17 protein-coding genes are annotated in these 23,887 nt (G+C 72.1%); 9 read left to right on the top strand and 8 right to left on the bottom strand.

The window, feature by feature from the left end; all coding sequences use genetic code 11:
- Window positions 1-42: 42 nt before the first annotated feature.
- Window positions 43-1,404 carry a 3-carboxy-cis,cis-muconate cycloisomerase gene (gene pcaB, locus OG978_RS35360; protein WP_326769128.1) on the bottom strand — a complete coding sequence of 454 codons (1,362 nt, stop codon included), beginning with the start codon at window positions 1,402-1,404 and terminating at the stop codon, window positions 43-45.
- A gap of 60 nt (window positions 1,405-1,464) precedes the next feature.
- Window positions 1,465-2,232 carry a VOC family protein gene (locus OG978_RS35365; RefSeq protein ID WP_326769129.1) on the bottom strand — a complete coding sequence of 256 codons (768 nt, stop codon included), beginning with the start codon at window positions 2,230-2,232 and terminating at the stop codon, window positions 1,465-1,467.
- Between the two features lie 149 nt (window positions 2,233-2,381).
- On the opposite strand from OG978_RS35365, the gene OG978_RS35370 reads away from it, so the two are divergent.
- The 3 genes from OG978_RS35370 to thrS all read left to right on the top strand — a co-directional run bounded on the left by OG978_RS35370 (window position 2,382) and on the right by thrS (window position 6,031).
- The gene (locus OG978_RS35370) at window positions 2,382-4,094 is read left to right on the top strand and encodes an FUSC family protein (protein ID WP_326769130.1); all 1,713 of its coding nucleotides are present in this window, start codon (window positions 2,382-2,384) and stop codon (window positions 4,092-4,094) included.
- Window positions 4,091-4,597 (top strand): MarR family winged helix-turn-helix transcriptional regulator, encoded by a 507-nt coding sequence (locus tag OG978_RS35375; protein WP_326769131.1) that lies wholly within the window; start codon window positions 4,091-4,093, stop codon window positions 4,595-4,597. Before OG978_RS35370 ends, OG978_RS35375 begins: the two co-directional genes overlap by 4 nt.
- A gap of 219 nt (window positions 4,598-4,816) precedes the next feature.
- On the top strand, window positions 4,817-6,031 hold the full coding sequence (thrS, locus tag OG978_RS35380) for a threonine--tRNA ligase (protein WP_326769132.1): 1,215 nt from the start codon (window positions 4,817-4,819) through the stop codon (window positions 6,029-6,031).
- A 94-nt stretch (window positions 6,032-6,125) separates the two neighbouring features.
- Here thrS and OG978_RS35385 read toward each other — a convergent pair whose 3' ends face one another.
- Complete coding sequence (locus tag OG978_RS35385; protein ID WP_326769133.1) at window positions 6,126-6,950, bottom strand: IclR family transcriptional regulator; 825 nt, start codon at window positions 6,948-6,950, stop codon at window positions 6,126-6,128.
- Between the two features lie 430 nt (window positions 6,951-7,380).
- On the opposite strand from OG978_RS35385, the gene OG978_RS35390 reads away from it, so the two are divergent.
- The 6 genes from OG978_RS35390 (at window position 7,381) to OG978_RS35415 (ending at window position 13,507) form a co-directional block, all read left to right on the top strand.
- Window positions 7,381-9,003: a sensor histidine kinase gene (locus tag OG978_RS35390; RefSeq protein WP_326769134.1), complete on the top strand. Its 1,623-nt coding sequence runs from the start codon at window positions 7,381-7,383 to the stop codon at window positions 9,001-9,003.
- On the top strand, window positions 9,000-9,407 hold the full coding sequence (locus OG978_RS35395) for a roadblock/LC7 domain-containing protein (RefSeq protein ID WP_093896207.1): 408 nt from the start codon (window positions 9,000-9,002) through the stop codon (window positions 9,405-9,407). The genes OG978_RS35390 and OG978_RS35395 overlap by 4 nt, the downstream gene beginning before the upstream one ends.
- Window positions 9,404-9,775: a DUF742 domain-containing protein gene (locus OG978_RS35400; protein ID WP_326769135.1), complete on the top strand. Its 372-nt coding sequence runs from the start codon at window positions 9,404-9,406 to the stop codon at window positions 9,773-9,775. Before OG978_RS35395 ends, OG978_RS35400 begins: the two co-directional genes overlap by 4 nt.
- Window positions 9,756-10,370, top strand: a complete 615-nt coding sequence (locus tag OG978_RS35405) for a GTP-binding protein (protein ID WP_326769136.1) — start codon at window positions 9,756-9,758, stop codon at window positions 10,368-10,370. Before OG978_RS35400 ends, OG978_RS35405 begins: the two co-directional genes overlap by 20 nt.
- Window positions 10,371-10,439: 69 nt before the next feature.
- Window positions 10,440-11,993: a cytochrome P450 gene (locus tag OG978_RS35410; protein WP_326769137.1), complete on the top strand. Its 1,554-nt coding sequence runs from the start codon at window positions 10,440-10,442 to the stop codon at window positions 11,991-11,993.
- A gap of 167 nt (window positions 11,994-12,160) precedes the next feature.
- Window positions 12,161-13,507 (top strand): 6-phospho-beta-glucosidase, encoded by a 1,347-nt coding sequence (locus OG978_RS35415; RefSeq protein WP_326769138.1) that lies wholly within the window; start codon window positions 12,161-12,163, stop codon window positions 13,505-13,507.
- A 5-nt stretch (window positions 13,508-13,512) separates the two neighbouring features.
- On the opposite strand, the gene OG978_RS35420 is transcribed toward OG978_RS35415, so the two are convergent.
- Genes OG978_RS35420 through OG978_RS35440 form a run of 5 tightly spaced genes read right to left on the bottom strand, consistent with a single transcriptional unit; the run spans window position 13,513 to window position 23,822 of the window.
- On the bottom strand, window positions 13,513-15,534 hold the full coding sequence (locus OG978_RS35420) for a hypothetical protein (RefSeq protein WP_326769139.1): 2,022 nt from the start codon (window positions 15,532-15,534) through the stop codon (window positions 13,513-13,515).
- On the bottom strand, window positions 15,531-16,724 hold the full coding sequence (locus tag OG978_RS35425; protein ID WP_326769140.1) for a VWA domain-containing protein: 1,194 nt from the start codon (window positions 16,722-16,724) through the stop codon (window positions 15,531-15,533). Before OG978_RS35425 ends, OG978_RS35420 begins: the two co-directional genes overlap by 4 nt.
- Window positions 16,721-19,090, bottom strand: a complete 2,370-nt coding sequence (locus OG978_RS35430) for a DUF5682 family protein (protein ID WP_326769141.1) — start codon at window positions 19,088-19,090, stop codon at window positions 16,721-16,723. Before OG978_RS35430 ends, OG978_RS35425 begins: the two co-directional genes overlap by 4 nt.
- The gene (locus tag OG978_RS35435; protein WP_326769142.1) at window positions 19,090-20,226 is read right to left on the bottom strand and encodes an ATP-binding protein; all 1,137 of its coding nucleotides are present in this window, start codon (window positions 20,224-20,226) and stop codon (window positions 19,090-19,092) included. Before OG978_RS35435 ends, OG978_RS35430 begins: the two co-directional genes overlap by 1 nt.
- Window positions 20,223-23,822 (bottom strand): DUF4132 domain-containing protein, encoded by a 3,600-nt coding sequence (locus OG978_RS35440; RefSeq protein WP_326769143.1) that lies wholly within the window; start codon window positions 23,820-23,822, stop codon window positions 20,223-20,225. The genes OG978_RS35435 and OG978_RS35440 overlap by 4 nt, the downstream gene beginning before the upstream one ends.
- Between the last annotated feature and the right edge of the window lie 65 nt (window positions 23,823-23,887).

A 23,887-nucleotide genomic window follows, 5' to 3' on the forward strand; every position in this document is an offset into this window, starting at 1 on the left:
GGCGCCTGGGCGCGCCGGGTCCGCGCGACATGGCGGGGCCGGTCAGCCGCGGTCGAGCGCGCGGTCGGTGAGGGGGCCCGCGCAGCCCGTGTACCGGGCGGGGTCGGTCAGTTCGCCCAGGTCGAGACCGGCGAGTTCGGGTTCCTCGTCGAGCACATCGGCGAGTACGTCGGCCAGGTCGGTGGTCTCCGCGCGGGCCCGGTCGGCGGCGCTCAGCAGGACCTCCTTGGCGCGTTTGCGGCCGATCCGTTCGGCGAACACGGCGGCCAGCCGCTCGGAGACGATCAGCCCGTCGGTGAGCTGGAGGTTCTCCCGCATGGCGTACGGGACGACACGCAGTGTGCCGGTGAGTTCGGCGGCGCCGTGCGCGGCCCCGCCGACGAGCCGCAGCAGTTCGCGCAGCGGCTCCCACTCGGCGTGCCACGCCCCGGCCGGCCGCTCGTCCTCGGCGGCGAGCGAGCCGTACAGTGTCGCCGCCAGACCGGGGGCGCGGCGGGCCGCCGCCGCGATCAGTGTGGCGTGCACCGGATCGGCCTTGTGCGCCATGGCGGACGAACCGTCGCCCTGCCCCTCGATGACCTCGCCGATCTCGGTACGGGACAGGTTGAGCACATCGGCCGCCATCTTGCCGAGCGCACCTGCCGTGAAGGCGAGCGCGCCCGCCAGATCGGCGACCGGGGTACGCAGGGTGTGCCACGGCAACAGCGGTTCGGCCAGACCGAGTTCGTTTGCGAACGCCTGGATCAGCGGCAGCCCCGGATCGATCCCGTCGATGTCCTCGGTGGGCGCGTACGCCTCGAAGGCGGCCAACGTTCCTGCCGCACCGCCGAGTTGTGCGGGAAGCGATTCCCGTACGGCCGAGAGCCGGTCTCTCGCGTCGAGGATCAGCGCCCGCCACCCCGCCGCCTTGAGTCCGAAGGTGGTCGGCACGGCGTGCTGGGTGAGCGTCCGGCCGGCCATCGGGGTGTTGCGATGAGCGGTGGCGAGCCGCGCCACCGCGTCCGCGGCCCGCGCCAGATCGTCGAGCACCAGCGCGAGGGTCCGCGCGGCGACCAGCATGGCGGCCGTGTCGAGGATGTCCTGGCTGGTCGCGCCCCGGTGCACATACGGGCGGACGTCCTGCTCCACCGCGACGACGAGGTCCATGGCCAGCGGGATGACCGGATCGCCGCCCGCGCGTGCCCGCAGCGCCAGGTCCCGTACGTCGAACCGGCCCGCGTCGGCCGCCGCCGCGGTCACCGCCCGCCCCGCCTTGGCGGGGGCGAGTCCGCAGCCGGACTGGGCACGGGTGAGCGCCGCCTCGGCGTCGAGCATCGCCTGCAGAAAGGCACCGTCGCCGGTGGCCGCCTCGGCGGGGGAGCCGGCCCGCCCGGGGGCGAGCAGTCCGGCATCGCTCTCGTACATCGGCTGAACTCCAGGAGACCCTAGGTCGTGTCGTCGAACTACCGTCTGCCGCGACGCGACCTAGCCCTCGCCGCGTGCCCGGTGGATGCCGAACACCGCACCCTGCGGGTCCCGTACGACCGCGATCCGCGGCCCGTCCGGGATATCGGTCGGCGGCATCAGCAGTTCGCCGCCGGCCCCCTGAGCCGTGGCAGCCGTCGCGTCGACATCCGTCACGGCGAAGTATGGCAGCCAGCTCGGCGCTGCCTCCGGCGGAAACCTGTCGTCCATGATCAGCATCCCGCCGAAGTCCTCACCGGCCACACCCCACTGCGTGTACCGATCCGATGCGGCATTCACCGTCCACCCGAAGACCGCGGGGTAGAAAGCGAGCGCCGAGTCGGCCTCACGGGTGACGAGTTCGACCCAGCCGAGCGCACCGGGGTCGTTCAGCCGCTCGGCACCGGCGAAGGCACGCCCCTGCCACAGGGAGAACACCGCACCGGACGGATCGGCAACGACCGCGAACCTGCCCTGGTCGAACACGTCCATCGGGTCGACCAGGAGCGAACCGCCCGCCGACTTCACCTGCTCGACCGTGGCGTCCGTGTCCTCGGTGGCGAACGAAACCGTCCAGGCGGTCGGCTGACCCGGCTGATAGACCGGGCTGAGCGCGGCCACCCGTGCGTCGCCGAGGCGCGCCATCGTGTAGCCCCCCGCCTCCTCGCGCGGATCGGTCTCGGAGCGCCAGCCGAAGAGTGCCGCGTAGAACGACTTGGCGGCCGGGATGTCGGGGGTGCTCAGCTCGATCCAGCAGGGGCCGCTGGGCACCGGTTCGGTGAGCTTCATTCGGGTTCCTCCGTGGATGGGTGGGCGCATGGATGCGTACCTGTGCCTGTACCTGCCTGTCCTTGCGCAGTTGAACGCTATGACCTCGCGCGGGGCGCGGCCATCGGGGAAAAATGTTTTACGGGTGTAATACCTGCTAAAGTATTTTGGTGAGCGATGCAACTATCCGATCCCGGCAGCCCTCCGTCCGCAGACTCCCGCTGGCGGCCCCGCTGCGTCTCGCCCGGCCCTCGGACATGTGGTTCAAGCCGGCACTGAGCGTGGTCGTCGCCACCGCCGTACCGGATCTGGTGCTGTTCGCCGTCGACCGGCTCGACCTCGTGATGTACACGATGGCCGGCTCGCTCTGTGCGCTGTACGGCCACAACCTGCCGTACACCCGTCGCGCCCGTGCCGTCGCCGGAGTCGTCGTCTCCATGGTCATCGGCCTGGCGATATCCCTGGTCGCGGCCTCTCTCACCGGGTCGACCGCCGTGCTGATCGCGGTGGGGGCCGTGCTCGCGGCGGCGCAGAAGACGCTCTGCGACGCCACCCGCATCGGGCCGCCCGGACCGGTGATCTTCACGTTCGTCACCTCCGCCGCGCTCTTCGCTCCACAGCGTCTCAGCCAGGTGCCCGGCCATCTCGCGCTGACCCTTGCCGCGGGCGCGATCGCCTGGCTGGTCACGGCCGGCCCCGCGCTCGTCCGCCGGGAGGGCCCGGAGCGCCGGGCGACGGCCCGCGCCCTCGACGCGGCCGCGGCATACCTCGCCGACCCCGGCCACCGCACCCGGCATGCCGCGGCCGCCGCCGTGCACGGGGCCTGGCAGACCCTGCTCGCCGCCGGACGCCCCACGCCCGTACGCCAGGCTCTCGAACGCCTTGTCGTCCACGCCGAAGCCGCCCTCGGCGCCTTCCCGGACGTCCCCGCTCCGGCTTCCGCTCCCGTCCCGGCCCCCGACCGGCTCCGCGCCTGGGCCCGGCAGGCCCGCGCCCGCGGCCCCGTCCCCACTCCGCCGTCCGCTCGGGGCGCATCCGAGGAACTGTTGGGCATCGAGGCCGAACGGGCCGCCCGGCGCGGCGGAAGCCGTCGCGAGGCCCGCCGCGCGCTGCTGCGCAGCCTCGCCCCGGGCTCCCCGCTGCTGCCCATCGGCGCCCGCGCGCTCGTCGGCTGCGCTCTGGCCGGATACGTCTCCCAGGCGGCCGGTGTCGGCCGCCCCTACTGGGCGATCGTCACCGCCGCCTCCCTGTACCAGGCAAATGTGACCCTGTCCTGGAACCGGGCCCTCCAGCGCACCCTCGGTAATCTGCTCGGCGTCCTCGTCTTCGCCGCCGTCCTCCCGGTCAGCCGCACCGGACCGCTGGCCCTCATCGGCTTCTGCCTGTTCTTCGGCTTCGCGGCCGAGGCCCTGATCACCCGCAACTACTGGCTCGGCTCCGTAGCCGTCACCCCGATGGCGCTGCTGGTCCTGGAGTTCGGCGGCACCCACCCGGCCGCCGGTGAACTCATCGGCGACCGGGTCCTGGACACCGTCATCGGCGCCGGGGTGGGCCTGCTCGCCGCCATGCTGGTGACCAACCGCCGCGCCGCCGGCCGCCTGGAGAAGGCACTGGCCGCCACCGACCTGGCCCGCGCCCACGCCGTACACGCGCTTGCCGCCCCGCAGCCCACACCCGCCGCGCTCGACGCCGCCCGCCGCAGGCTGACCGGATCGCTCGTCGAACTGCGCGAGGCGGACGAAACGGCGGCGGGCGAATGGTGGCAGCGCGCCCTGCCCCAGGAGCAGGTCCTCGCGGCCGAGCAGGCCGGACACCGTACGCTCGCCGCTACAGCAACACGGCGGGGGTCGATCGCCCGCGCCCCGGAGAACGGAGCGGTGTGACCGACGACATCGTCGCCTCGGTGGTACGGCAGTGGCAGGCCGTCAACCCGGAACTGGACACCGGACCGATGGAACTCATCGGCCGTATCAACCGCTGCGCGGCCCTGCTCCAGCAGGCCGAGGACGCCCCGCTGCGCGCCGCCGGTCTGACCCGCGCCGAGTTCGACCTGCTCGGTGCCGTACGCCGCACCGACCGCGAACTCACCCCCGGCGAGCTGGCCAGGGAGACCTTCTCGTCCGGCGCAGCGGTCACCAAGCGGCTGCGGGTCCTCCAGGAACGCGGTCTCGTCGACCGCCGCAGCGACGACCGCGACCGCCGGGTCAACCACATCCGCCTCACCGAGGAGGGCCGCGAACTGGTGGACATGCTGTTGCCCCGGCAGCTCGCGTACGAACGCACGGTGCTGTCCGGTCTCGACGAGCAGTCCCGTACCCGGCTCAGCGCCCAGCTCAGTGAACTGCTGGTGCAGCTGGAGGGGCGGATCGGCGGCGGCCGACGCTGAACCGGGGCGGGCACGCGGGTCCGTGCCGACGGCACCGGGAAAATGCCGCGCGGACGCAGGTGCGCCGCTGCTAGCGTCCACCGCATGAAACGCGCTGCCATGACGACGACGCCGGAGAGTGTCCCGGCGCGCTGACAGCTGTGCAGTGAGAAGCCCCGGGGCGAGTGCCCCGGGGCTTCGTCCTGCGGTCACCCGCCCGACGACCGCGAGGAGACCGCCATGCACGACCACCGCAAGCTCGGCCGCGAGCTGGGCCTGTTCGACACCGACCCGCTGATCGGCGCGGGACTGCCCTACTGGCTGCCCGACGGCGCCGCCGTGCGCCACACCCTGGAGGAGTACATCCGCACCGCCGAACGGCGGGCCGGCTACCGGCATGTGTACTCGCCGGTGCTCGGCAAGCGGGAGCTGTACGAGATCTCCGGGCACTGGTCGCACTACAGCGACGACATGTTCCCGCCGATGGACCTGGGCGGGGAACAGGTCGTGCTGCGGCCGAGCCTGTGTCCGCACCACGCCGTCATCTACCGCTCCCGCTCGCACAGCTACCGCGAACTGCCGCTGCGCATGGCCGAGCTGGGCGGCATGTACCGCTCCGAGCTCTCCGGGGTGCTCGGCGGACTGACCCGTGTGCGCTCCATCCAGCTGAACGACGCGCACATCTTCTGCACCCCGGACCAGGTGGCCGAGGAGGCGCGGGCCGCTCTGGAGCTGATCGGCGGGGCGTACCGGGCGCTGGGCATCAGTGCGGCCCGCTACCGGCTCTCCCTCCCGGGCCCGGGAGGGAAGTACGTCGACGACCCCGGGATGTGGCGGAAGTCCACCGCTCTGCTGACCGAAGTCCTCGACCGCTCGGGCGTGCCCTACGAAGCGGCCGAGGGCGAGGCCGCGTTCTACGGTCCCAAGATCGATGTCCAGGTCGCCGACGGCGCCGGCCGGGAGTCCACCCTCTCCACCGTCCAGATCGACTTCCACCAGCCGGGCCGGTTCGACCTGCACTACATCGGCGCCGACGGTGCGAAACACCGGCCGGTCATGATCCACCGCAGCATCATCGGCAGCGTGGAGCGGGCCGTCGCCCATCTGATCGAGGCACATGGCGGGGCCTTCCCCGCCTGGCTCGCCCCCACCCAGCTGGCGATCCTCCCGATCTCCGACGCCGAACTGCCGGACGCCGAGGCGCTCGCCCGGCAATGCGCCGACCTGGGACTGCGGGCCGAGATCGCCGGACCGGAACGCGGCACCCTGGGCGCCCGCGTCCGGGAAGCCCGCCTCGTGCCGTGCCAGGCGGTCATCGGGGCCAGGGAGGCGGCCGAGGGGCAGGTGGCCCTGCGGCTGCGCGACGGAACCCGGCTCGATCCGCAGCCCGCGGACGAGGCCCTCGCCCGGATCGTCGCCCTGGTGGACGCACACGGCATCGAACTCCGGGCGTAGGCACCGCGCGGGAAGTGGACCACCGGAGCGGGACGACGCGCTCCGGCGGTCCGCTCCGGCGCACGCTCGTCCGTGGCCGCACGGCCGGGACCACTCAGACTGTGTTCAACAGCGCGGCGGACAGGCGGAGTTCTCCGGCGCGGCGGACGAGCGCTGCGTCGTCGCCGCGGTCGGCGGGAGCCGCTGCCATCAGGGCGAGCCGGTCCCGCCAGCTCGATCCGGCCAGCGGTACGGCCACGGTGTTCATGCCCCGGACCGACTCCCCGCGGCTGAGCGCGTACCCGAGGGAGCGGATCTCCTGGAGCTCGGCGAGCAGCGCGGAGCGCGAGGTGACGGTGCCCGGCGTGGCCGCGGGCAGCTTCTCCTGCGGGTAGAGGGCGCAGACCTGTTCCGTCGTCATCAGGGAGAGCAGCAGCTTGCCGCCCGACGTGGCGTGGGCGGGGTGCGTACTGCCGACTTCCGGCATCACCCGCACCGGCTGCGAGGACTCGCGGCCGTCGATGACGATGATCTGATCGCCGATCAGCGCAGTGCTCTGCACCGTCTCGCCGGTGCGATGCACCGCGTCCTCCAGTACCGCTCCGAGCTGTTCGCGGACGGCCGGGCCGAATCCCGCCGGGCGGCCGAGCCGGACCAGCTCCGGGCCGGCCGAGTAGCCGCGGCCGGAGAAGTCCCGGATCGCGAAGCCGCGTCCCTCCAGGGTCCTGAGCACCCGGTGCGCGGTGGACCGGCCCACGGAGAGCAGCTCGGCGGCCCCGGAGACGGTGAGCGTGTCATGGGTGAGGAAGAGCTGCATCAGCCGGAGCCCGGTGTCCAGCGATTCGATGGTGTAGCCCCGACCGGGCCCGATGGTGTGTCCGTTCCCTTCCGGTTCCGGTGTCAGTTCGGTGACCGGGCCGTCCACCCGCCCATGAGTCATGAATGTGCTCCTTTCGATCCAGTTCGATCACATGTGCGTCTGTCCCGTACTGCGGGACGAAGTGAAGCAGTCGACCGGGTCGAATCGCTCAACTGCCCCCGCTTTCACCGTACGTGCTCCACAGATGGTCCGGCTCGACACTCCGCTCGCCCTCGGATGCTGTCCCGCTCTCCGGTACGAACGGCTCCTCTCTTCGCCGGATCGGGTCGGATGTCACTCCATGTGCACGCGTGACGGCGTTCCGTGCAAAAACTCGTGAGTGTATTACCGCTGGAGCGCTCGCGCAGGGGGTTGGGTGAATGTGCCGAAGCACTGATTCGATCTGACTAAGCTCACGCGCAGTGAAGTCGAGTTGATATGAATTCGAGCGCTTGTTCGCGACTGTCCTGCAAGCGTGCATACCTCCCGAATCAACCGCCAGAGGTCCTAGATGGTTCGTGTTGAATCACCGCCGATCGACCGAGAAACCCCAGTCGCTCGCGCCGTGTTGCTGCCCGTGCTCCTGATGGGCGGCGCCACCGCCGCCGCGGTGGCGCTGGCTTCCACGGCCGCGCGGATACCAGTCGTCTGGTGCGGTGCCGTCGCCACCGTCGTGGTCGCCGCGCTGAGCGTCCAACTCGCCCGCCGGGCGCGCGATCTGCGTACCCAGCGCGCGGTGTACGAACGGCGCTTCGCCGACCTGGAGCGGCGCATCGCCACCCACGACGACGAGACCGTACGGATCAGCAAGGAGCTCCTGCCGGCCGCCATCCACCGGCTGCGCGTGGGCAATTCGCCCGAAGAGGTGCTCCGCGACGTCGTCGACGCGGACGAGCTGTACCGCGACCTGCCCGACGCCCAGCGCACCCTCGTCTACACGGTGCTGAACATCATCGACAACGAAGAGGCGATGCGTGACTCCGCGCAGCGCGCCTTCGTCAACGTCGCCCGGCGCGTCCAGGCGATCGTCCACCGTCAGGCGAGTGAACTGCGCGAGATGGAGGAGCACCACGGGCGCAACCCCGACGTCTTCGACGACCTGCTCCGCATCGACCACGGCACCGCACTGATCGGCCGCCTCGCCGACTCCATCGCGGTACTCGGCGGCGCCCGGCCCAGCCGCCAGTGGCCCAAGCCCGTACCGCTGTTCAGCGTGTTGCGCGGCGCCATGTCGCGGATCCTGGAATACCCCCGCGTCGATCTGCACTCGATCGCCAAGGTCGCCATCATCGGCACCGCCGTCGAGCCGCTCATCCACGCCTGCGCCGAACTCCTCGACAACGCCACCCGCTACTCGCCCCCGCAGACCCGGGTGCACGTCACCGCCGTCGAGGTGCAGACCGGCATCGCCATCGAGATCGAGGACGGCGGCGTCTCGCTCAGCGAGGAGGCCCGTTCGCGGGCCGAGAACATGCTCGCCAGGGCCCAGGCCGGCTCCAACATGAACGACCTCGGCGAGTCCCCGCGGCTCGGCATGGCCGTCGTCGGCCGGCTCGCGCGGATGTACGACCTCCAGGTCTCGCTGCGGCAGTCCGCGTACGGCGGTGTCCGCGCCGTGCTCATCGTGCCCCGCGCCATGATCACCACCGGACCCGCTCCCGGCATCGCCCACGGCATCGGCGCCACGTCGAGGCCCACCAGCGACATCGATCAGGAGGCCATGAAGCACGTCGTGCCGGCCCGCCGCAAGCCCCGTACCCCCGTGGCCCAGCGACCCGCCACCGGGCCGGTCGCACCCGTCACCCGGCCGGTCCTCCCCCCGGCCGCCATGGAGGACGACGTCCCCGTGGTGACCGAGTGGACCGCGGGCGGGCTCCCGCAACGCCGCAGTCGCGGCCGGGCGCCCCTGGGCTCGCACAACCTCCCGGCCCAGCCCGTCGACCCCACCGCAGGCCAGCGCAACGGCCACACCAATGGCCATGCCAACGGTCACGGACCCGGCGGCTCCGGCGGCAAGGAGCAGCCACCCGGACTCTGGCTGGAGGCCTTCACCAACGCGGTCAACGGCGTGCCGCAGGACCCGAAGACCGACGAAGACTCTGACGATGCGTGGGACAAGGGAGACCTGAAGTGATCCAGCAGCGGGGAAACATGGACTGGATGCTCAAGGAACTGGCCGACGACGTACCGGACATCCACCAGATCGTGGTGCTCTCCGCCGACGGTCTGCGCATCGCCCGGCACGGCGGCGACCCCGATGTTGCCGACCGCCTGGCGGCTGCCTGTGCCGGACTGCAGAGCCTGGCCGCCGCCGTCGCCTCCGAAATCCCTTACAGCGACGGGCTCATGCGCCTGGTCGTCATCGAGGTCACCGGCGGGTTCTTCTACCTGATGGCCGCCGGAACGGGCGCGTACCTAGCGGTGCTCGCCGGTGAGACGGTCGACGCGGGACTCGTCGGATCGCGGATGCGCGACATGGTCGTCAGGATCGGTGCCCATCTGACGAGTCCGCCGCGCCACGACGGGCAGGCCGGATGAATTCTCCCCGACGAGAACGCCGAAAGGCCGATCCGACACTGAGCGATCCGGAACGGCTGTACGTGATCACCGGCGATCTTGAAGGCGGTGAGCGGGCGCAGCTCGACCTGGTCACGATGATCGTCGCGCAGGCACAGCCGTCGCCGACGGTCCAGCCCGAGCAGGCCGTGATCCTGCGGCTCTGTCAGGCACCGTTATCCGTCGCCGAGATCTCGGCATACCTCGGTCTGCCCTTCAGCGTGGTGACCTCGCTCCTCACCGAACTCCTCGCTGCCGGACTGATCGAATCGCGCGCGCCCATCGTCCGCGCCACTCTCCCGGACAGGTCCCTTCTCGAAGCGGTGATGCATGGACTTCAGAAGCTCTGACACGATCACTGGCCCCCGGCGCGAGGACGTCCTTCCCACCACGGCGACAGCCGCGGTGAAGGTCGTGATCGTCGGCGGGTTCGGGGTCGGCAAGACGACCATGGTCGGTTCCGTCAGCGAGATCCGGCCGCTGACCACCGAGGAGACCATGACCCAGGCCGGTGTCGGCGTGGACGACAACTTCGGGGTGGAGAGCAAGACCGCCACCACCGTCGCCATGGACTTCGGCCGGATCTCCATCAGTGAGGAGCTGATCCTCTATCTGTTCGGTACCCCGGGCCAGGAACGCTTCTGGTTCCTGTGGAACGGCCTGTTCGAAGGTGCCCTCGGCGCGGTGGTCCTCATCGACACCCGACGACTCGAAGTCAGCTTCGACGTCATCGGGAGGCTGGAGGAGCGCGGCGTGCCGTTCGTCGTCGCCATCAACACCTTCCCCGACGCCCCGAAGCACCCCGTCGAGGCGCTGCGGAGCGCCCTGGACCTCCCCGAAGAGGTCCCGATGATCGACTGCGACGCCCGACTGCGCGACTCCAGCCGCGACGTGCTGATGACCCTGATGCGCTATCTGCACAGTCTGGCCCTCCCGCGCGCCTGACCGCAGTACCCACCCCCCTCGCGCACTGTCATCCGTCCGGTACTTGGAATCCTGATCCCTGGAGCGATCGTGACAACCCCATTCCACTACGAGCCCGGCGCGGCCCAGGGGCCGGTTCCGCCCCCCGAGTGCCCGGCCCACGGCCTCGGCGTCGGCCCCGGCGGACTGCGCCGGTTCTACGGCCCGGAGGCCGAGCGCGACCCTCACGGGCTCTACGACAAGCTGCGTGCCGAACACGGCACCGTGGCCCCCGTGCTGCTGCACGGAGACGTACCCGCATGGCTGGTCCTCGGGCACAGCGAGAACCTGCACATGACCCGTACGCCCTCGCAGTTCTCCCGAGACTCCCGGCGGTGGCGGGCCCTGCAGGACGGCAGCGTCGCCCCGGACCACCCGCTGGCCCCGATCTTCACTTGGCAGCCGATGTGTGTGTTCGCCGACGGGGCCACCCATGAGCGCCTGCGCGGCGCGGTCACCGACAGCATGGGCCGGATCGACACCCGCGGTGTTCGCCGCCACGTCAACCGCTACAGCAACCGGCTCGTCAACGACTTCTGCCAGCAAGGCCGTGTCGACCTGGTCAGCCAGTTCGCCGAGCGGCTGCCGATGATGGTGATGTGCGCGATCATCGGCATGCCCGAGGAGTACAACGACCGGATGGTCCAGGCCGCCCGCGACATGACCCGGGGCACGGCGACCGCCGTCGCGAGCAACGCCTATGTGCTCGACGCGCTGACCCGGCTCGTCCAGCGCCGCAGGCGCGAACCAGCGGACGACTTCGCCACCTGGCTCACCGAGCACCCCGCCGGGCTGAACGACCAGGAGGTCAGCGAGCACCTCCGGCTGATCCTCATCGCCTCCTACGAGGCGACCGCCAACCTGATCGCCAACGTCCTGCGCATGGTGCTCACCGACCCGCGGTTCCGGGCCAGGCTCAGCGGCGGTCACATGACGGTCCCCGAAGCGGTGGAGCAGACGCTGTGGGACGAGCCGCCGTTCACCGCGGTCTTCGGCCGCTGGGCAGTCGGTGACACCGAGCTCGGCGGTAAGCAGATCAAGGCGGGCGACGCATTGATCGTCGGAATCGCACCGGCCAACACCGACCCGGTGGTCCGGCCCGATCTGAACGCCGACATGGCGGGCAACCGTGCCCACCTCGCGTTCAGCGGCGGCCCCCACGAATGCCCCGGTCAGGACATCGGACGGGCCATCGCCGACGTCGGTGTCGATGCCCTGCTGATGCGACTGCCCGACCTCGAGCTCGCCGTCGAGGAGAGCGAGCTGAGCTGGATCGGGAACATCATGGGCCGGCACCTGGTGGAGCTTCCGGCCGACTTCGCCTCGCGCCCGCCGCAGGACGACAAGGAACCGCCGTCCATGGGCAGGCCCAACCCGCAGCGCCAGGACTGGGAGGCGCAGTCCGCGGTCCGGCACACCGCACCCACACCCGGACGCGCCCCGGCCGCCGCCCCGATGGGTACGACGGCCACGGCCACGGCCGTCGACGATTCCGGGAGCACGGCCCCCGGACCGTCCGCCGTGGGCCGGATCCCGCAGCAGCGCGGCGGATCCGCACCCGTGAGGCTGTGGCGGGCCGTCTCGCGGTGGTGGAGCGGCAACTGACCCGACACGCCCCTCGGGGCGAAGGCAGCACCGGCATCCGGCCCGGTGGCCGCGGACCCGCAGGTCCCCGCCCACCGGGCCGGGTGCCGTCCCCGGCCACCGGGCGGCAGCCGTCGTCCGGGGTCGCTCGGCTCCGGACCGGGCCCGCCCCCGTACCATGCGGAAGCGTGAAGCTGACAATTCTGGGCGGCGGCGGATTCCGGGTTCCACTTGTGTACGGGGCGCTGCTCGCCGATCACGCCGAAGGCCGCGTATCGGCGGTCACCCTCTACGACACCGACGCCGACCGGCTCACCGCCGTGGCCCGGGTGCTCCGCGAACAGGCCGCCGACGCCCCGGACGCCCCCACCGTCACCGCCACCACCGAGCTCGACGAAGCACTGCGTGGCGCCGACTTCGTCTTCTCGGCGATCCGCGTCGGCGGCCTCGAAGGCCGGGCGGCCGACGAACGGGTGGCCCTCGACGAAGGCGTACTCGGCCAGGAGACGGTCGGCGCGGGCGGCATCGCGTACGGGCTGCGCACCGTGCCCGTCGCCGTCGACCTCGCACAGCGCATCGCGCGACTCGCCCCCGAGGCCTGGGTCATCAACTTCACCAACCCGGCCGGCCTGGTCACCGAGGCCATGTCCCGCTACCTGGGCGACCGGGTCATCGGCATCTGCGACTCCCCGGTGGGTCTCGGCCGGCGCATCGCCCGGGTGCTCGGCGCCGACCCCGACCGCGCCCGGATCGACTACGTCGGGCTCAACCATCTGGGCTGGGTCCGGGGACTGCACGTCGACGGCCGGGACGAACTCCCGAGGCTGCTCGCGGACCCGGAACTCCTCGGCTCCTTCGAGGAGGGCAGACTCTTCGGCACCAACTGGCTGCGGTCGCTGGGCGCCATCCCCAACGAGTACCTGCACTACTACTACTTCAACCGGGAGGCCGTCCGCGCCTACCAGGACGCCGAGCAGACTCGCGGCGCCTTCCTCCGCGAGCAGCAGGAAGGCTTCTACGCCCGGATGAAGGACCCCGCCACCTCCGCCCTGTCCGCCTGGGACCGCACCCGCGCCGAGCGCGAAGCCACCTATATGTCGGAGAACAGGGAGGTCGCCGGGGTCGGCGAGCGGGACGAGAGCGATCTGGAGTCCGGCGGCTACGAGAAGGTGGCGCTCGCCCTCATGCGGGCCGTCGCCCGCAACGAACGGACCTCGCTCATCCTCAACGTCCGCAACCGCACCACGCTTTCGGTGCTCGACGCGGACGCCGTCATCGAGGTGCCCTGCCTGGTCGACGCCAACGGCGCCCATCCCGTCGCTGCCGACCCGCTTCCGTACCACGCCGTCGGACTGGTCACCGCGGTCAAGGCCGTCGAGCGCGCGGTACTGGACGCGGCGGAGAGCGGCTCCCGCGCCGCCGCCGTGAAGGCGTTCGCACTGCACCCGCTGGTCGACTCGGTGACCGTGGCCGGACGCCTCGTCGACGGGTACACCAAGGTCCATCCCCAACTCGCCTATCTGAGCAGCCCGTAGAGGTCCTAGGGTTCTTCGTCCGTCCCGGACCCCGCTCCGGAGGAGCGGAGTTCGCTGCTGACCAGGAGGTGGAGCTGGGCGTCCAGCCATGCCCGGGAACGGGTGGCGAGGGCGTCCTCGTTCGGCAGGGTTCCGTCGTCCAGTGCCTCGACGAAGGCGCGCAGCAGCGTCGCGGCACGGGTCAGGCCGGTGCGGGAGAGCGCTGTCGCCGCTTCGTCGATACGGGCGCGGGCGGGGACGTTCAGATGGCGCAGCCCGCTGTGCGGAACCGCCGACATGGCGGATATCGCCTCGTCCAGCACCGTCGTCAGCGGATCGGACGGCCGTCGCACCACCGCCGCCAGGGCCGTGGAGCCGTCACCGGCGGCGAGATCCGGCACGACCGTCCCCGCCGGGGTGAGCACCCCGAGCGGATCGATCCGCACCCCGCCGCCGGACCGGTGCAGCGAACCGCTGATGTGTGTGGCGCCGTCCTCCAGCGCATCGGCCAGGGCATCCAGCGCACCGGGGCACTCCGGCCGGTACTCCGACGCCACCAGCGCCCGGGTCCCCGCGGCATCGCGCACCACGGCTTCGAGGCGCTGCTCCGCGGGGTCGTAACCGATGCTCTCCACCTCCGACAGCGCGACGACATGGACCGCCTCCGCCTCGACCCGTGGCCGGATCAGCCGGGGCGGCCTGCCGTCCCAGCCTGCCGTCAGGGCGGTCAGATCCCGTACGAGCAACGGTTCGGGAAGTTCCGTCCAGGCGGCGCCGACCGGGGTGATGGTCGTCGTGCCCAGCCTGCCCCGGGCGACCGTCAGCGCATGGCTCGGGGTGCGCCGGACGCTTTCGCTGACCAGGCTTCCGGTGGCCAGCGAGCCCAGCGGCGTGGCGAGGACACGACGGGTGGCCAATTGGTGGGCGGAGAGCTCCTTGCCCTCGGGCGCCGTCCAGGTCTTGCGCAGCACGAGGACGGTGCCCGCGCCGGGGTGGGCGAAGTACACGTCGGAGACCAGGGACTGTCCGGTGCCGTGGACGCGGCAGCCGAGCGAGACGAGCCGGACCCGGCGCAGCGGGGTGTCCCCGGCCTCGCGGGTGCCGAGCACGCCGGGATGGTCGGCGGCCCGCCGCCGGGCGTGCACCTCGGTGAGCAGGGCGGCGACCGACTCCGGGCGGTAGTGGGCGCTGCGGTCGGCGTACGCCGTGAGCTGGTCCGTCAGCTCGGCGATCGCGCCCGCGGGCCAGTGCATCGCTCCGGCGGTCAGCGCGGCACCGGCACGCGCCAGGGCTCCGCCGTGCACCGGTCCGACATGGGCCACGCCCTCCGCCAGCAGCTCGTCCACCAGCCCGACGGCCGCGTCGAGCGCGGGCGGGGCCGTGGCCGGTGCGGTGGTCCGGCCGCCGACCTGGACAGGTACGGAGCGCTCGTCGGTACCCGCGGCGTCGGCGGCCCGGAACGCCCAGACCGCGAGCGCGACCACCTCACCGCGCAGCGCGGCGGCCGCGTCCGTCAACGCGTACGCGATCTCGTCGGGGACCGGGAAACGCACCATGCAGGTGGGGAGTTCGACCCGGGGCTCGGGGTGATCGGGGGACGGGCGATGCACAACGGCGGCATAACCCCGCTCGAAGGCGCGTCGCGCGGCGGCGACCGGACGGGCGCCGACGGCGTCGGTGAGAGCCGCGTCGTCGGTGCTGCCGGGGGACCAGTCGGTGAATGCGGCGGGCGCGCTGTCCGGATCGGCCTCGGCGCCGCGCTGATGGGCCAGCACCAGGGCGATGAGATGGCGGCACACACCCGGTGCGGCGCAGCTGCAGTTGCCCTCGTCCAGACCGGTGCCGGGCGGCAGCGCCGTGGTGGTGCCGTCGTCGAACCTGGCCCGCACCGTGGTGTCCGGATCGGTCGTGAGCGCGGGCACCGTCCCCGCGTCCAGCTCCTTCGTGGCGCGTTTGACCAGGCCGCGGTTGGCGAGTGCCGCGAGCGTCTCCGGAGTGAGGGCGAGCAGATCGGGGCGCGCGGCCGCGCCGGTCCTCGTGCCGGTCATCGGCCCAGCCTCTCGGCGACGAACTCGGCGAGACGGCCCGGTGTCATCGCCCCGACGTGCGCCCCGGCCGAGGCGAGCTGCCCAGCCATCGCGCGGTCGTAATCCGGGTTGGCGTCCTCGTCGAGCGCGGCCAGCCCCAGCACGGTCGAGCCCTGCTCCACCAGCCCCCGCACCGTCCGCACCAGCCGGTAGGGGTCGCCGCCCTCGTAGAAGTCGGTGATCAGCGCGACGATGGTGCGCCTCGGGTTCTCCACGAGACCTGCGCCGAACTCCACGGCCCGTGCGATGTCGGTGCCACCGCCCAGCTGGACCCGCATCAGCAGCTCCACCGGATCGGTCACATCGGAGGTCAGGTCCACCACCTGGGTGTCGAAGGCGACCAGGTGCGTCTTGAGGCCGGGCAGACCCCACAGACACGCGGCGGTCACCGCGGAGTGGATGACCGATCCGGCCATCGAGCCCGACTGGTCGACCAGCAGGATCAGCTGCCACTGCGTCACATGGCGCCGGGTGCGGGAGTGGAAGTGGGCGCGCTCGATGAGAAGGCGCCGTTCGGCCGGCTGGTAGTGGGCGAGATTGGCCTTCACGGTCTGCCGGAAGTCGAAGTCCCTCGCCAGTGGGACCCGGCTGGGCTTGCGGGAGCGGGTGCCATGGAATGCCCGGCGGATCTCCGGCTGGAGCCTGGCCAGGAGCTGTTTCACCACGGACTCGACAATGCGCCGGGCCAGCCGCAGCACCTGCGGGTTCATCAGATGCTTGGTGCGCAGCACGGCGCGCAGCAGCGTCTGGCTCGGCTCGACCCGCTCCAGCACCGCGGGGTCGGTGACGATCTCCTGGATGCCGTACTTCTCGACGGCGTCCCGCTCCAGGCGCTCGATGGTCTCCTTCGGGAAGAGCCGGTGGATGTCGTCGAGCCAGTCGACCGCGGTCACCACGGACGGGCCGTCGCCGCCCTCCCGGGGGCCGGTGCCGGATCGGCGCACCCCTCGGCGGGCGAGCTCGGGGTCGCGGCCGTAGAGCCAGTCGAGGGCGGCGTCCCGGCCGGTGTTTCCCGGGCCAAGCGGTCCGGTGTGCCGTTCGGCGGCGGCCCCGAGGATCAGCCGCCAGCGTTCCAGCCCCGCGTCGGGAGCCGTGCCGGGCCCTTCCTCGGGCAGGGGTGCCCGGCCGGGTGCTTGTTCGGGCGTGGTCATGGGGTGGGTTCCAGTTCATAGCGGGCCAGCAGTCGGGACACGGACGCCTCCAGGGCGCGGGCCCGTGCGATCAGCAAGGGGTCCGCGGTGGTCCGCAGCAGGGAACGCGAGGAGCCGCGCACCCCGCGCCGTTCCAGCAGACGGCCGGCGATCCGGTCCCGTTCGCGCGGCGGGAAGAACGCGAAGGCCTGACGCAGAGCGGGCAGCCCGGACAGGAACTCGTCGTCGGACAGCGCACGGACCAGGCTGTCCAGCACATCGATCAGCGACTCGGCCCCGCCGCCCGTCCCGTCGCCGTCGTCGTTCCCCACCGCGCCCGTCACCTCGTCGCGGGCGAGCGCGAAAAGCCCGGCCAGCCAGTCGCCGAGCGCATCCGTACCGGCCTTTGCCACCGTACGCACTGCCTCGGCCGGATCGCCGGACGCGCCCGGGTCTCCAGGGACCTGCCCGAGGGAGCGGTGCAGCCCGAAGGCGGCCCCGCGCAGATCGATCGGCGCCTCCGGGTCGCCGGCGATCCGCAGGGCGATCCCGGCCGCGGTCTCCCGGGTGACGGAGAGCAACTCCGGTGCGTGCAGCACCGCGTCGCGCACCGCGACCACGGCCCGCAGACGGGGGAAGTCCACCCCCGATGAGCCGCGCGCACCCTCCAGGAGCCACAGCAGCCGTTCCGTCGCCCCGTCGATCACGGAGGCGAGCAGCGGACCGCGCGCCATGCCGAACACCCGGTCGTGCCGCCAGAGCCCAAGAGCCGTGGCGAGGATGTCCCCGAGCGGGCCGGTGACCTTCAACTCCCGTGCAAAGGAGGCGAGGTCTCCGAGCAGCTGCTCCGAGAAACCCCCCATTCCGCACAGCACGGCGTCGAACAGTGCCCCCGCCAGGTCATCCGCCTCCGCCGCGGCAGCCTGCGTCCGCCCGGTGAGCGCGACAGCTGCCGCCTCGGCCAGAGTGGCTCCGTACGCCCCCGCCTCCACCAGCGCTGCCTCGCGGCCCACGACGGGCTGTGCCTCCCAGCGTTCGGTGAACACCGGGTCGACGCCGTGCGCGGGACCGGCGGTCCGCACCGGGCCGGGAATCCCCAGCACCCGCAGCCGGTGAAGCACCCGGCTGCGTTCCAGGTCGGCGGCGTCCGTGAGATCGAGGCGGTACGTGGCCTCCGGGCCGCCGTCCAGCCCCAGCCCGGCCAGCTGCGCCGCCACGTCGTGCACCAGGGGCGGCGCCGGAGTGTCGGGATGGAGCCGCCCGGTGCGGTCGCCACCGCAGGCCGCCACCATCTCGACGACCGCGGGGTGGGAACCCGTCGTCAGCGTGCCCCGGCTCGTCCACGGCAGCGGGCGGTCCAGGTCATCCGTGATCAGGGCGCCCGCCAGGCCGTCCAGCACATCGATCCGGGCGGGGCTCGGATGGCCGCGCAGCGCCGTGAGCCCTTGGGCCAGGCTCCGGGCGGCGATCAGATCGGCGGTGGACACCGGGAACTTCCGTTCCCGCAGCCGCTCGACGACCATGCGCAGCAAGCCGTCCGCCGCGGCCTCCGGGCCAGACTCCCACACCTGCTGGTAGTAGCCGGGCGATGGCATCCCCGACTGGTACCCGGCGAAGGCGTCCAACTTCCGGAAGGAGTACGGCACGAGGAAGCTCCCGGCCATGGCGTCGTCCGGCGGGGCGGGCACCAGGGGCCACCCGTCCGCGCCTCGCTCCCAGCCGTCTCCGTCCGCCCCGCTCCGCTCACCGGGTCCGGTGAGCGCACGGAGCGCCGGCTGGTGGAAGCCACCGGTGACCACCAGCACCGGCCGGTCCCCGGCAGCGTCCACCGCCGCCCGCACCCACGCGGCCATGTACGTCTCCCGCGCGCGGTCGCCCGCGTCGGCCTCCGCGTCACCGCGTACCAGCGCGAAGTACGCATCGAGCCGCTCGGCGAGACCGCCGTCCGGCTCGACCTCGAACAGGCGGTCCCACAGGGCGTCGGAGGAGTCCACCGCGAAGTGCCGGCACAGCCGCTCCGTCGCCTCCGCGTAGCGGGCCTCCGCGTCGGCATAGCGGTTGGTGCGTTCGGCGAACGCCGGGTGCCAGGCCGGCAGATCGATGAAGCGGACCTCCGCCCCGGCCGCCCGCCCCGCCCGCAGCGCGACCCACTCCGGCGAGTAGTCGCACAGCGGGGCCCAGGACGTCGCGGCCCGCTGCCCGTCGCGGTAGTGACTGAACACCGCGACCGGCAGCTCGTGCCCGAGCAGCAGTTCGTCCAGCCGCCCGTTCATCTCGGCAGGGCCCTCGATCAGCACCTGGGCGGGCCGGAGCTCCGCGATGGTCCGCTCGACCAGGCGTGCGCAGGCGGGGGAGTGGTGACGCACCCCCAGGAACACCGCGGACATCAGTCGGCCAGCAGATGGCGTGCGTCGTGCAGGGCCTTCCACTGCGGTCCGCGACGGCGCGGCACCTGCTGCTCCAGATAGCGGCGCAACCGGGCCAGGTCCTCCGGGCTGTCCTTCGCCGCCGTACCCGCCAGGCACGCCACCACATCGGCGGCGCTGCCCGGCTCGCCGCGCAGGAACCAGCCGCGCACTCCCACGGCGTGGGCGACGGACACGGCCTCCGCCGTACTCATCACCGCCGAGGGGCGGTCCGGACCGGCACCGGACCCGCCCTTCTCACCGGCCCCCGCACGCAGCTCCCGGAACGTACCGACCAGGACCTCCAGCACATCCCGGTCCGGCGGAGGCTCCACGCCGGAGCGCCGCAGCAGGGTCGTCACCTCGGCCTCGACCAGGGCCAGTTCGGTGTCCAGGTCGGGGATCGGGAAGACGGTCTCGAAGTTGAACCGCCGCTTGAGCGCCGCACTCATCTCGTTGACGCCCCGGTCCCGGGTGTTGGCCGTGGCGATCACATTGAAGCCCTGCCTGGCGAAGACCATGCCGTCGGGCCCGGTCAGCTCGGGGATGGCCACCACCCGCTCGGAGAGCAGCGACAGCAACGAGTCCTGCACCTCCAGCGGACAGCGGGTGATCTCCTCGAACCGGACGAGCCTGCCCTCCGCCATGCCGCGCAGCATCGGGGCCGGGACGAGCGACCGGGTGGAGGGTCCCTCGGCGACCAGCAGCGCGTAATTCCAGCCGTACTTGATCTGGTCCTCGGTGGTGGCCGCGCCGCCCTGCACCGTCAGCGTCGAGTCGCCGCTGACCGCGGCCGCGATCAGTTCGGAGAGCAGCGACTTGGCGGTGCCCGGTTCTCCGACCAGCATCAGTCCACGGCTCGTCGCCAGTGTCACCAGAGCCCGGTCCACCAGCGAAGGGTTGCCGACGAACTTCCGGCTGATGCCCGTCTCCGCGTCACCGATGATGAACCGGCGCGCCGCACGCAGGCTCAGCTCCCAACCGGGCGGCCGCGGATCACGGTCGTCCGCCCGCAGTGCCGCCAGCTCCTCGGCGTACCGCACCTCGGCCGGGGGCCGCTGCACCGGTTCCGCCCCGCCGCCCGGTGTCTCGGCACGGGTCTCGTCCCTCGTGGTCATGATGCGACGCCCTCGGTGAGTTCGGCCAGGTCGCCCAGGAGTTCGGACACGGTCACCGGGTCCATCCCGGCGAAGCGGAGCGAGTGGCTGCGACGCGTCCAGTGATCATCGGGCTGGTTGTCGAGCCAGACCGTTTCCAGGTTCTGCTCGGGGAACATGTCGACCACACCGACCGCGATGCCGGGGTCCAGTGCGATCACGAGATAGCAGTCGTCGCCCAGCCGCTTGGAGATCCAGCGCTCCACCCCGGCGTCCTGCGGTGTCCCGCGCTGCCAGCCGCGCCGCTCCAGCCCGAGAACCTTCCCGATCGGCACCTTGAGGCCCTCGAACCGGGTGAGCCGGTACCCCGCGTACTCCTCCTCGGGCAGCGTGAGCACGGTGCGTCCGAGCTGCGGGAACGGCTGCAGGATCTCGTAGTCGGCGAACACCTCGGACCAGGTCGTCAGTTCGTCGCCGAGGTGCAGCGGGTGCGCGAGCCGCACAGTCGCGTCGTCCGGCAGGGCGAAGACATCGTCCTCGGCGTCGGCGAACGTACGGTCCTCCGCGACCCGGAAGGCCGTGCGCGCCGCGCCGTCCGTCTCGCTCAGCCACACCAGCCGGCGCACCAGGTGCCACAACAGCGGATGACCGACGAACAGCTCCAGGAACTCCTGGGCCGTCCAGGACCGTCCCGTCACCATCGCGGCCTCCAGACGCCTCACCTGGTCCGAGGCGACCGTCCGGACATCCTTCTTGAGCGCCATGAACCGCTTGCGTTCCGCAGGGGCGAGTTCCGCGTCGTCCCGGGCTCCCGGCTTCGGGAGGTCCTTGCGGCGCTTGCCGTCACCGTCCAGCACGTACGGCCGCAACTGCTCGTCGAAACCGACCGTGAACGAGCGGGTGCCGTAGTCGACGACGGTCGAGCCGTCCGCGTCCAGGCCGAAGTCCGGAACCAGACGGTCGGAGAGCTGCTCCCCGGTCAGCCCCAGCCCTGCGGCGACCTCGGCGATCTTCTCCTGGGCCCGCACCTTGAGCGCCTTGAACTTCACCCGCTGCGAGATGCCGTGCAGATGCAGGAGCGCCACATCGCTGCCGATGGAGGCCAGCACATCCAGGCCTTCCACGGCCCGGTGATGCGCCCCTTCACCGGGCCAGGAGCGGATGACCGGGGTGAGCCGGCGGACCGTCTCGTCGTCACCCAGCAGCCCCAGCGCGTGCAGTGCCCACGATTCCTTCGCGGGCATGTTCGCCAACCGCCACTGCTCGAACAGGGCCCAGGCGAACTCGGCGAGCGAATCCGCGGCGGCCGTTTCGGTCAGCGAAGCGATTCCCGGATACACCTCACCGGGCTTCGACAGGGCCAGCATCATCAGGGCATGGCGCGCCGCCGCCACCGGCAGCGCGCCGCCGGACCGGACCACGACCTGCGGCAACAGCGAGGGCTCCGCCCAACCCGGCAGCACCGGCATCTTGACGGGCAGCGCCCGCTCCAGCGGGTCCGCGGCCAACAGCCCGTCCACCACGGCCGCCGCCTCCGGGCCGTACGCCCGGGCGGCCTCGCGCACCACGTCGTCGCCGTGCACCGTGGCGATCAGCGTCAGTGCCTGCTCGGCGGCGCGCCGCGCGGCGCCCGCCTTGCCCACAGCATCCGGCACCAGGAGGGGGGCCGCCGCGGCGCCGTGCCGGGCGAACCAGGAACGGGCGGTCGTCGCAGTGGACTTGAGCCGGACCGCCCAGTTCGCCATGTACCGCGCGACGTCCAGATCGACGAACGGGAGCAGCAGCGGGGCGAGCGAACTCGGCTGCCTGGGCACGGCGCGCAGCAGCAACGGCAGTGCGGCCAGGCCGAAGCGTGCGGCGACCGGCTTGAGCGTGTCCTCGCCGTCCCACAGGTCGACCGGATCCCAGGCGGCGAGCAGTGGGGCGACCACTTCCTCGTCGCCGTGGACGAACACCCACGCCGGACGCAGATCTTCCGCGGGGCCGTGGCGCAGGACGTCGATGTACTCGTTCAGATCGCCGTTGTTGCGCTTGGTCGTGTACCAGGAGGAGGCGGCCGCCCAGGCGGCCTGCTCCTCCGACAGCCATTTCAGCGACGGCTCGGACACCGCGGTCAGCCCGGTCACGACCTCGGCCTTGACGGTGGTGCGGGGCCGGGACCAGGGCGGGGCCGTCAGCACGGCCGGCAGGGCGTCCACGGGTGCGTCGGGGATCAGATCCGCCGGATTGAGCAGCGGATCGACGATCTCCACGACCTCGGGGCCGAGATCACCGAGCACCGGCGTCAGCAGCTCACGGTGGGCACCGACATGACTCCGGAGCAGCTGCAGGGACCGGGAAGCCGCAGCCGAAGTGCCGCCCGCCTCGGCGGCCAGCAGGCGCACCGCACGCACCGGATAGCGGCGCATGGCTTCGAGGAGCGAGGGGCGGACATGCTTCGAGTCCGCATGTGCCAGCAAGCCGAGAAAGGCCTCGTCGGTGGGCAGCTCCGCCAGCGAGCCGGCGGCGAGCTTCACGCCGTCCGAGTAGTAGTGGTTGCCGTCGAGCGTGTCGGCCAGCGCCGGGGCGATGGCCGGCCCGACTCCCTCGGCGACCGTGGCGATGATCGCGACACCGAGGGTGAAATCCGGGCGGTAGGGCAACAACGCCAGCTGGTCCGCCGAGTTCAGCGAGCTGAACACCATGGCACGCAGGGTGCGGTCCTGCTCCGCGCGCACCGCGGGATCCGCACAGAGCTCGTCGACCCAATCGGTCTCGCTCGGTACCAGATAGGAGACGATGATCTTGCGCAAGGTGTCGGTGCGGCACTCTGCCAGTGCCCCGACCGCCGCCCGGTAGGTCTCCTCGTCGGCCGCGGCGAGCAGTGCACGGACCCGGTCGATGGGCGATCGGTGATGCCAGGCCCAGTACGCGTGGCGCGGGCCCGGGAGCGCCATCAGCCTGGGCGCGCCGCGCTTGAGGCCGCTCTGCTGCCAGTCGGCGTCGACCGAGAACACTTCGGTCGCGGTCCGGGCGGCGAACGGAAGGCCGTAGCGCTCGGACCAGAAGTCCGCCCATCCGGGAACATCGACGATCGCGCTCAGCGCGGCCGCACCGACCGGTGAAGGGGTTCCGCCGAGGTGTGCGCGCAGCGGCTCGGCCACCGCGTCGTCCGAACGCGGCGCGTCCGCGAACTCCTGGATCCAGGCGGCCTCTTCCGCGAGCCTGGCCTCGATCGTGTCGAAGGCCTCCTGCCGCACCTTGCCCGGCCCGCGGCGGACTCCGCCGCGTCGGGGGTGGAGCACCCGCTTCCAGTTGGCGGGCAGCGTGAAGGTGTCCTCGTCGGGGAGAACGGGGGCGCCCTCGTCCAGAACCGCACCAGGTGCGGTCGCGGCCTCCGTGGCGTCCGGAGCAGCGGGGACCGAAGCGGACGCCCCGACCTCGCGGTACCCCTTCTTCTCCTTCTCCGCGATCGTCTTGACGACCTGCGCCGCCGCGGCCTCGGCCGACGCGTACTCCTTGGTCTGCGTACGTCCGTCGCTCCCGCACCGCCCGTAGCGCACCGTCACCACGGTGCCCTCGGCCTCGGTCTCCCAGAACTTCGACGCAGTGCCCTCGACGTATTCCCAGCGGCGCACAGCTCCGCCCCCTTCCCGCACGCAGCCCGCTCCACCGCGGGCTGTTCGATCAGTGGTGCCACAGT

This window comes from Streptomyces sp. NBC_01591, assembly GCF_035918155.1.
Taxonomy (GTDB): domain Bacteria; phylum Actinomycetota; class Actinomycetes; order Streptomycetales; family Streptomycetaceae; genus Streptomyces.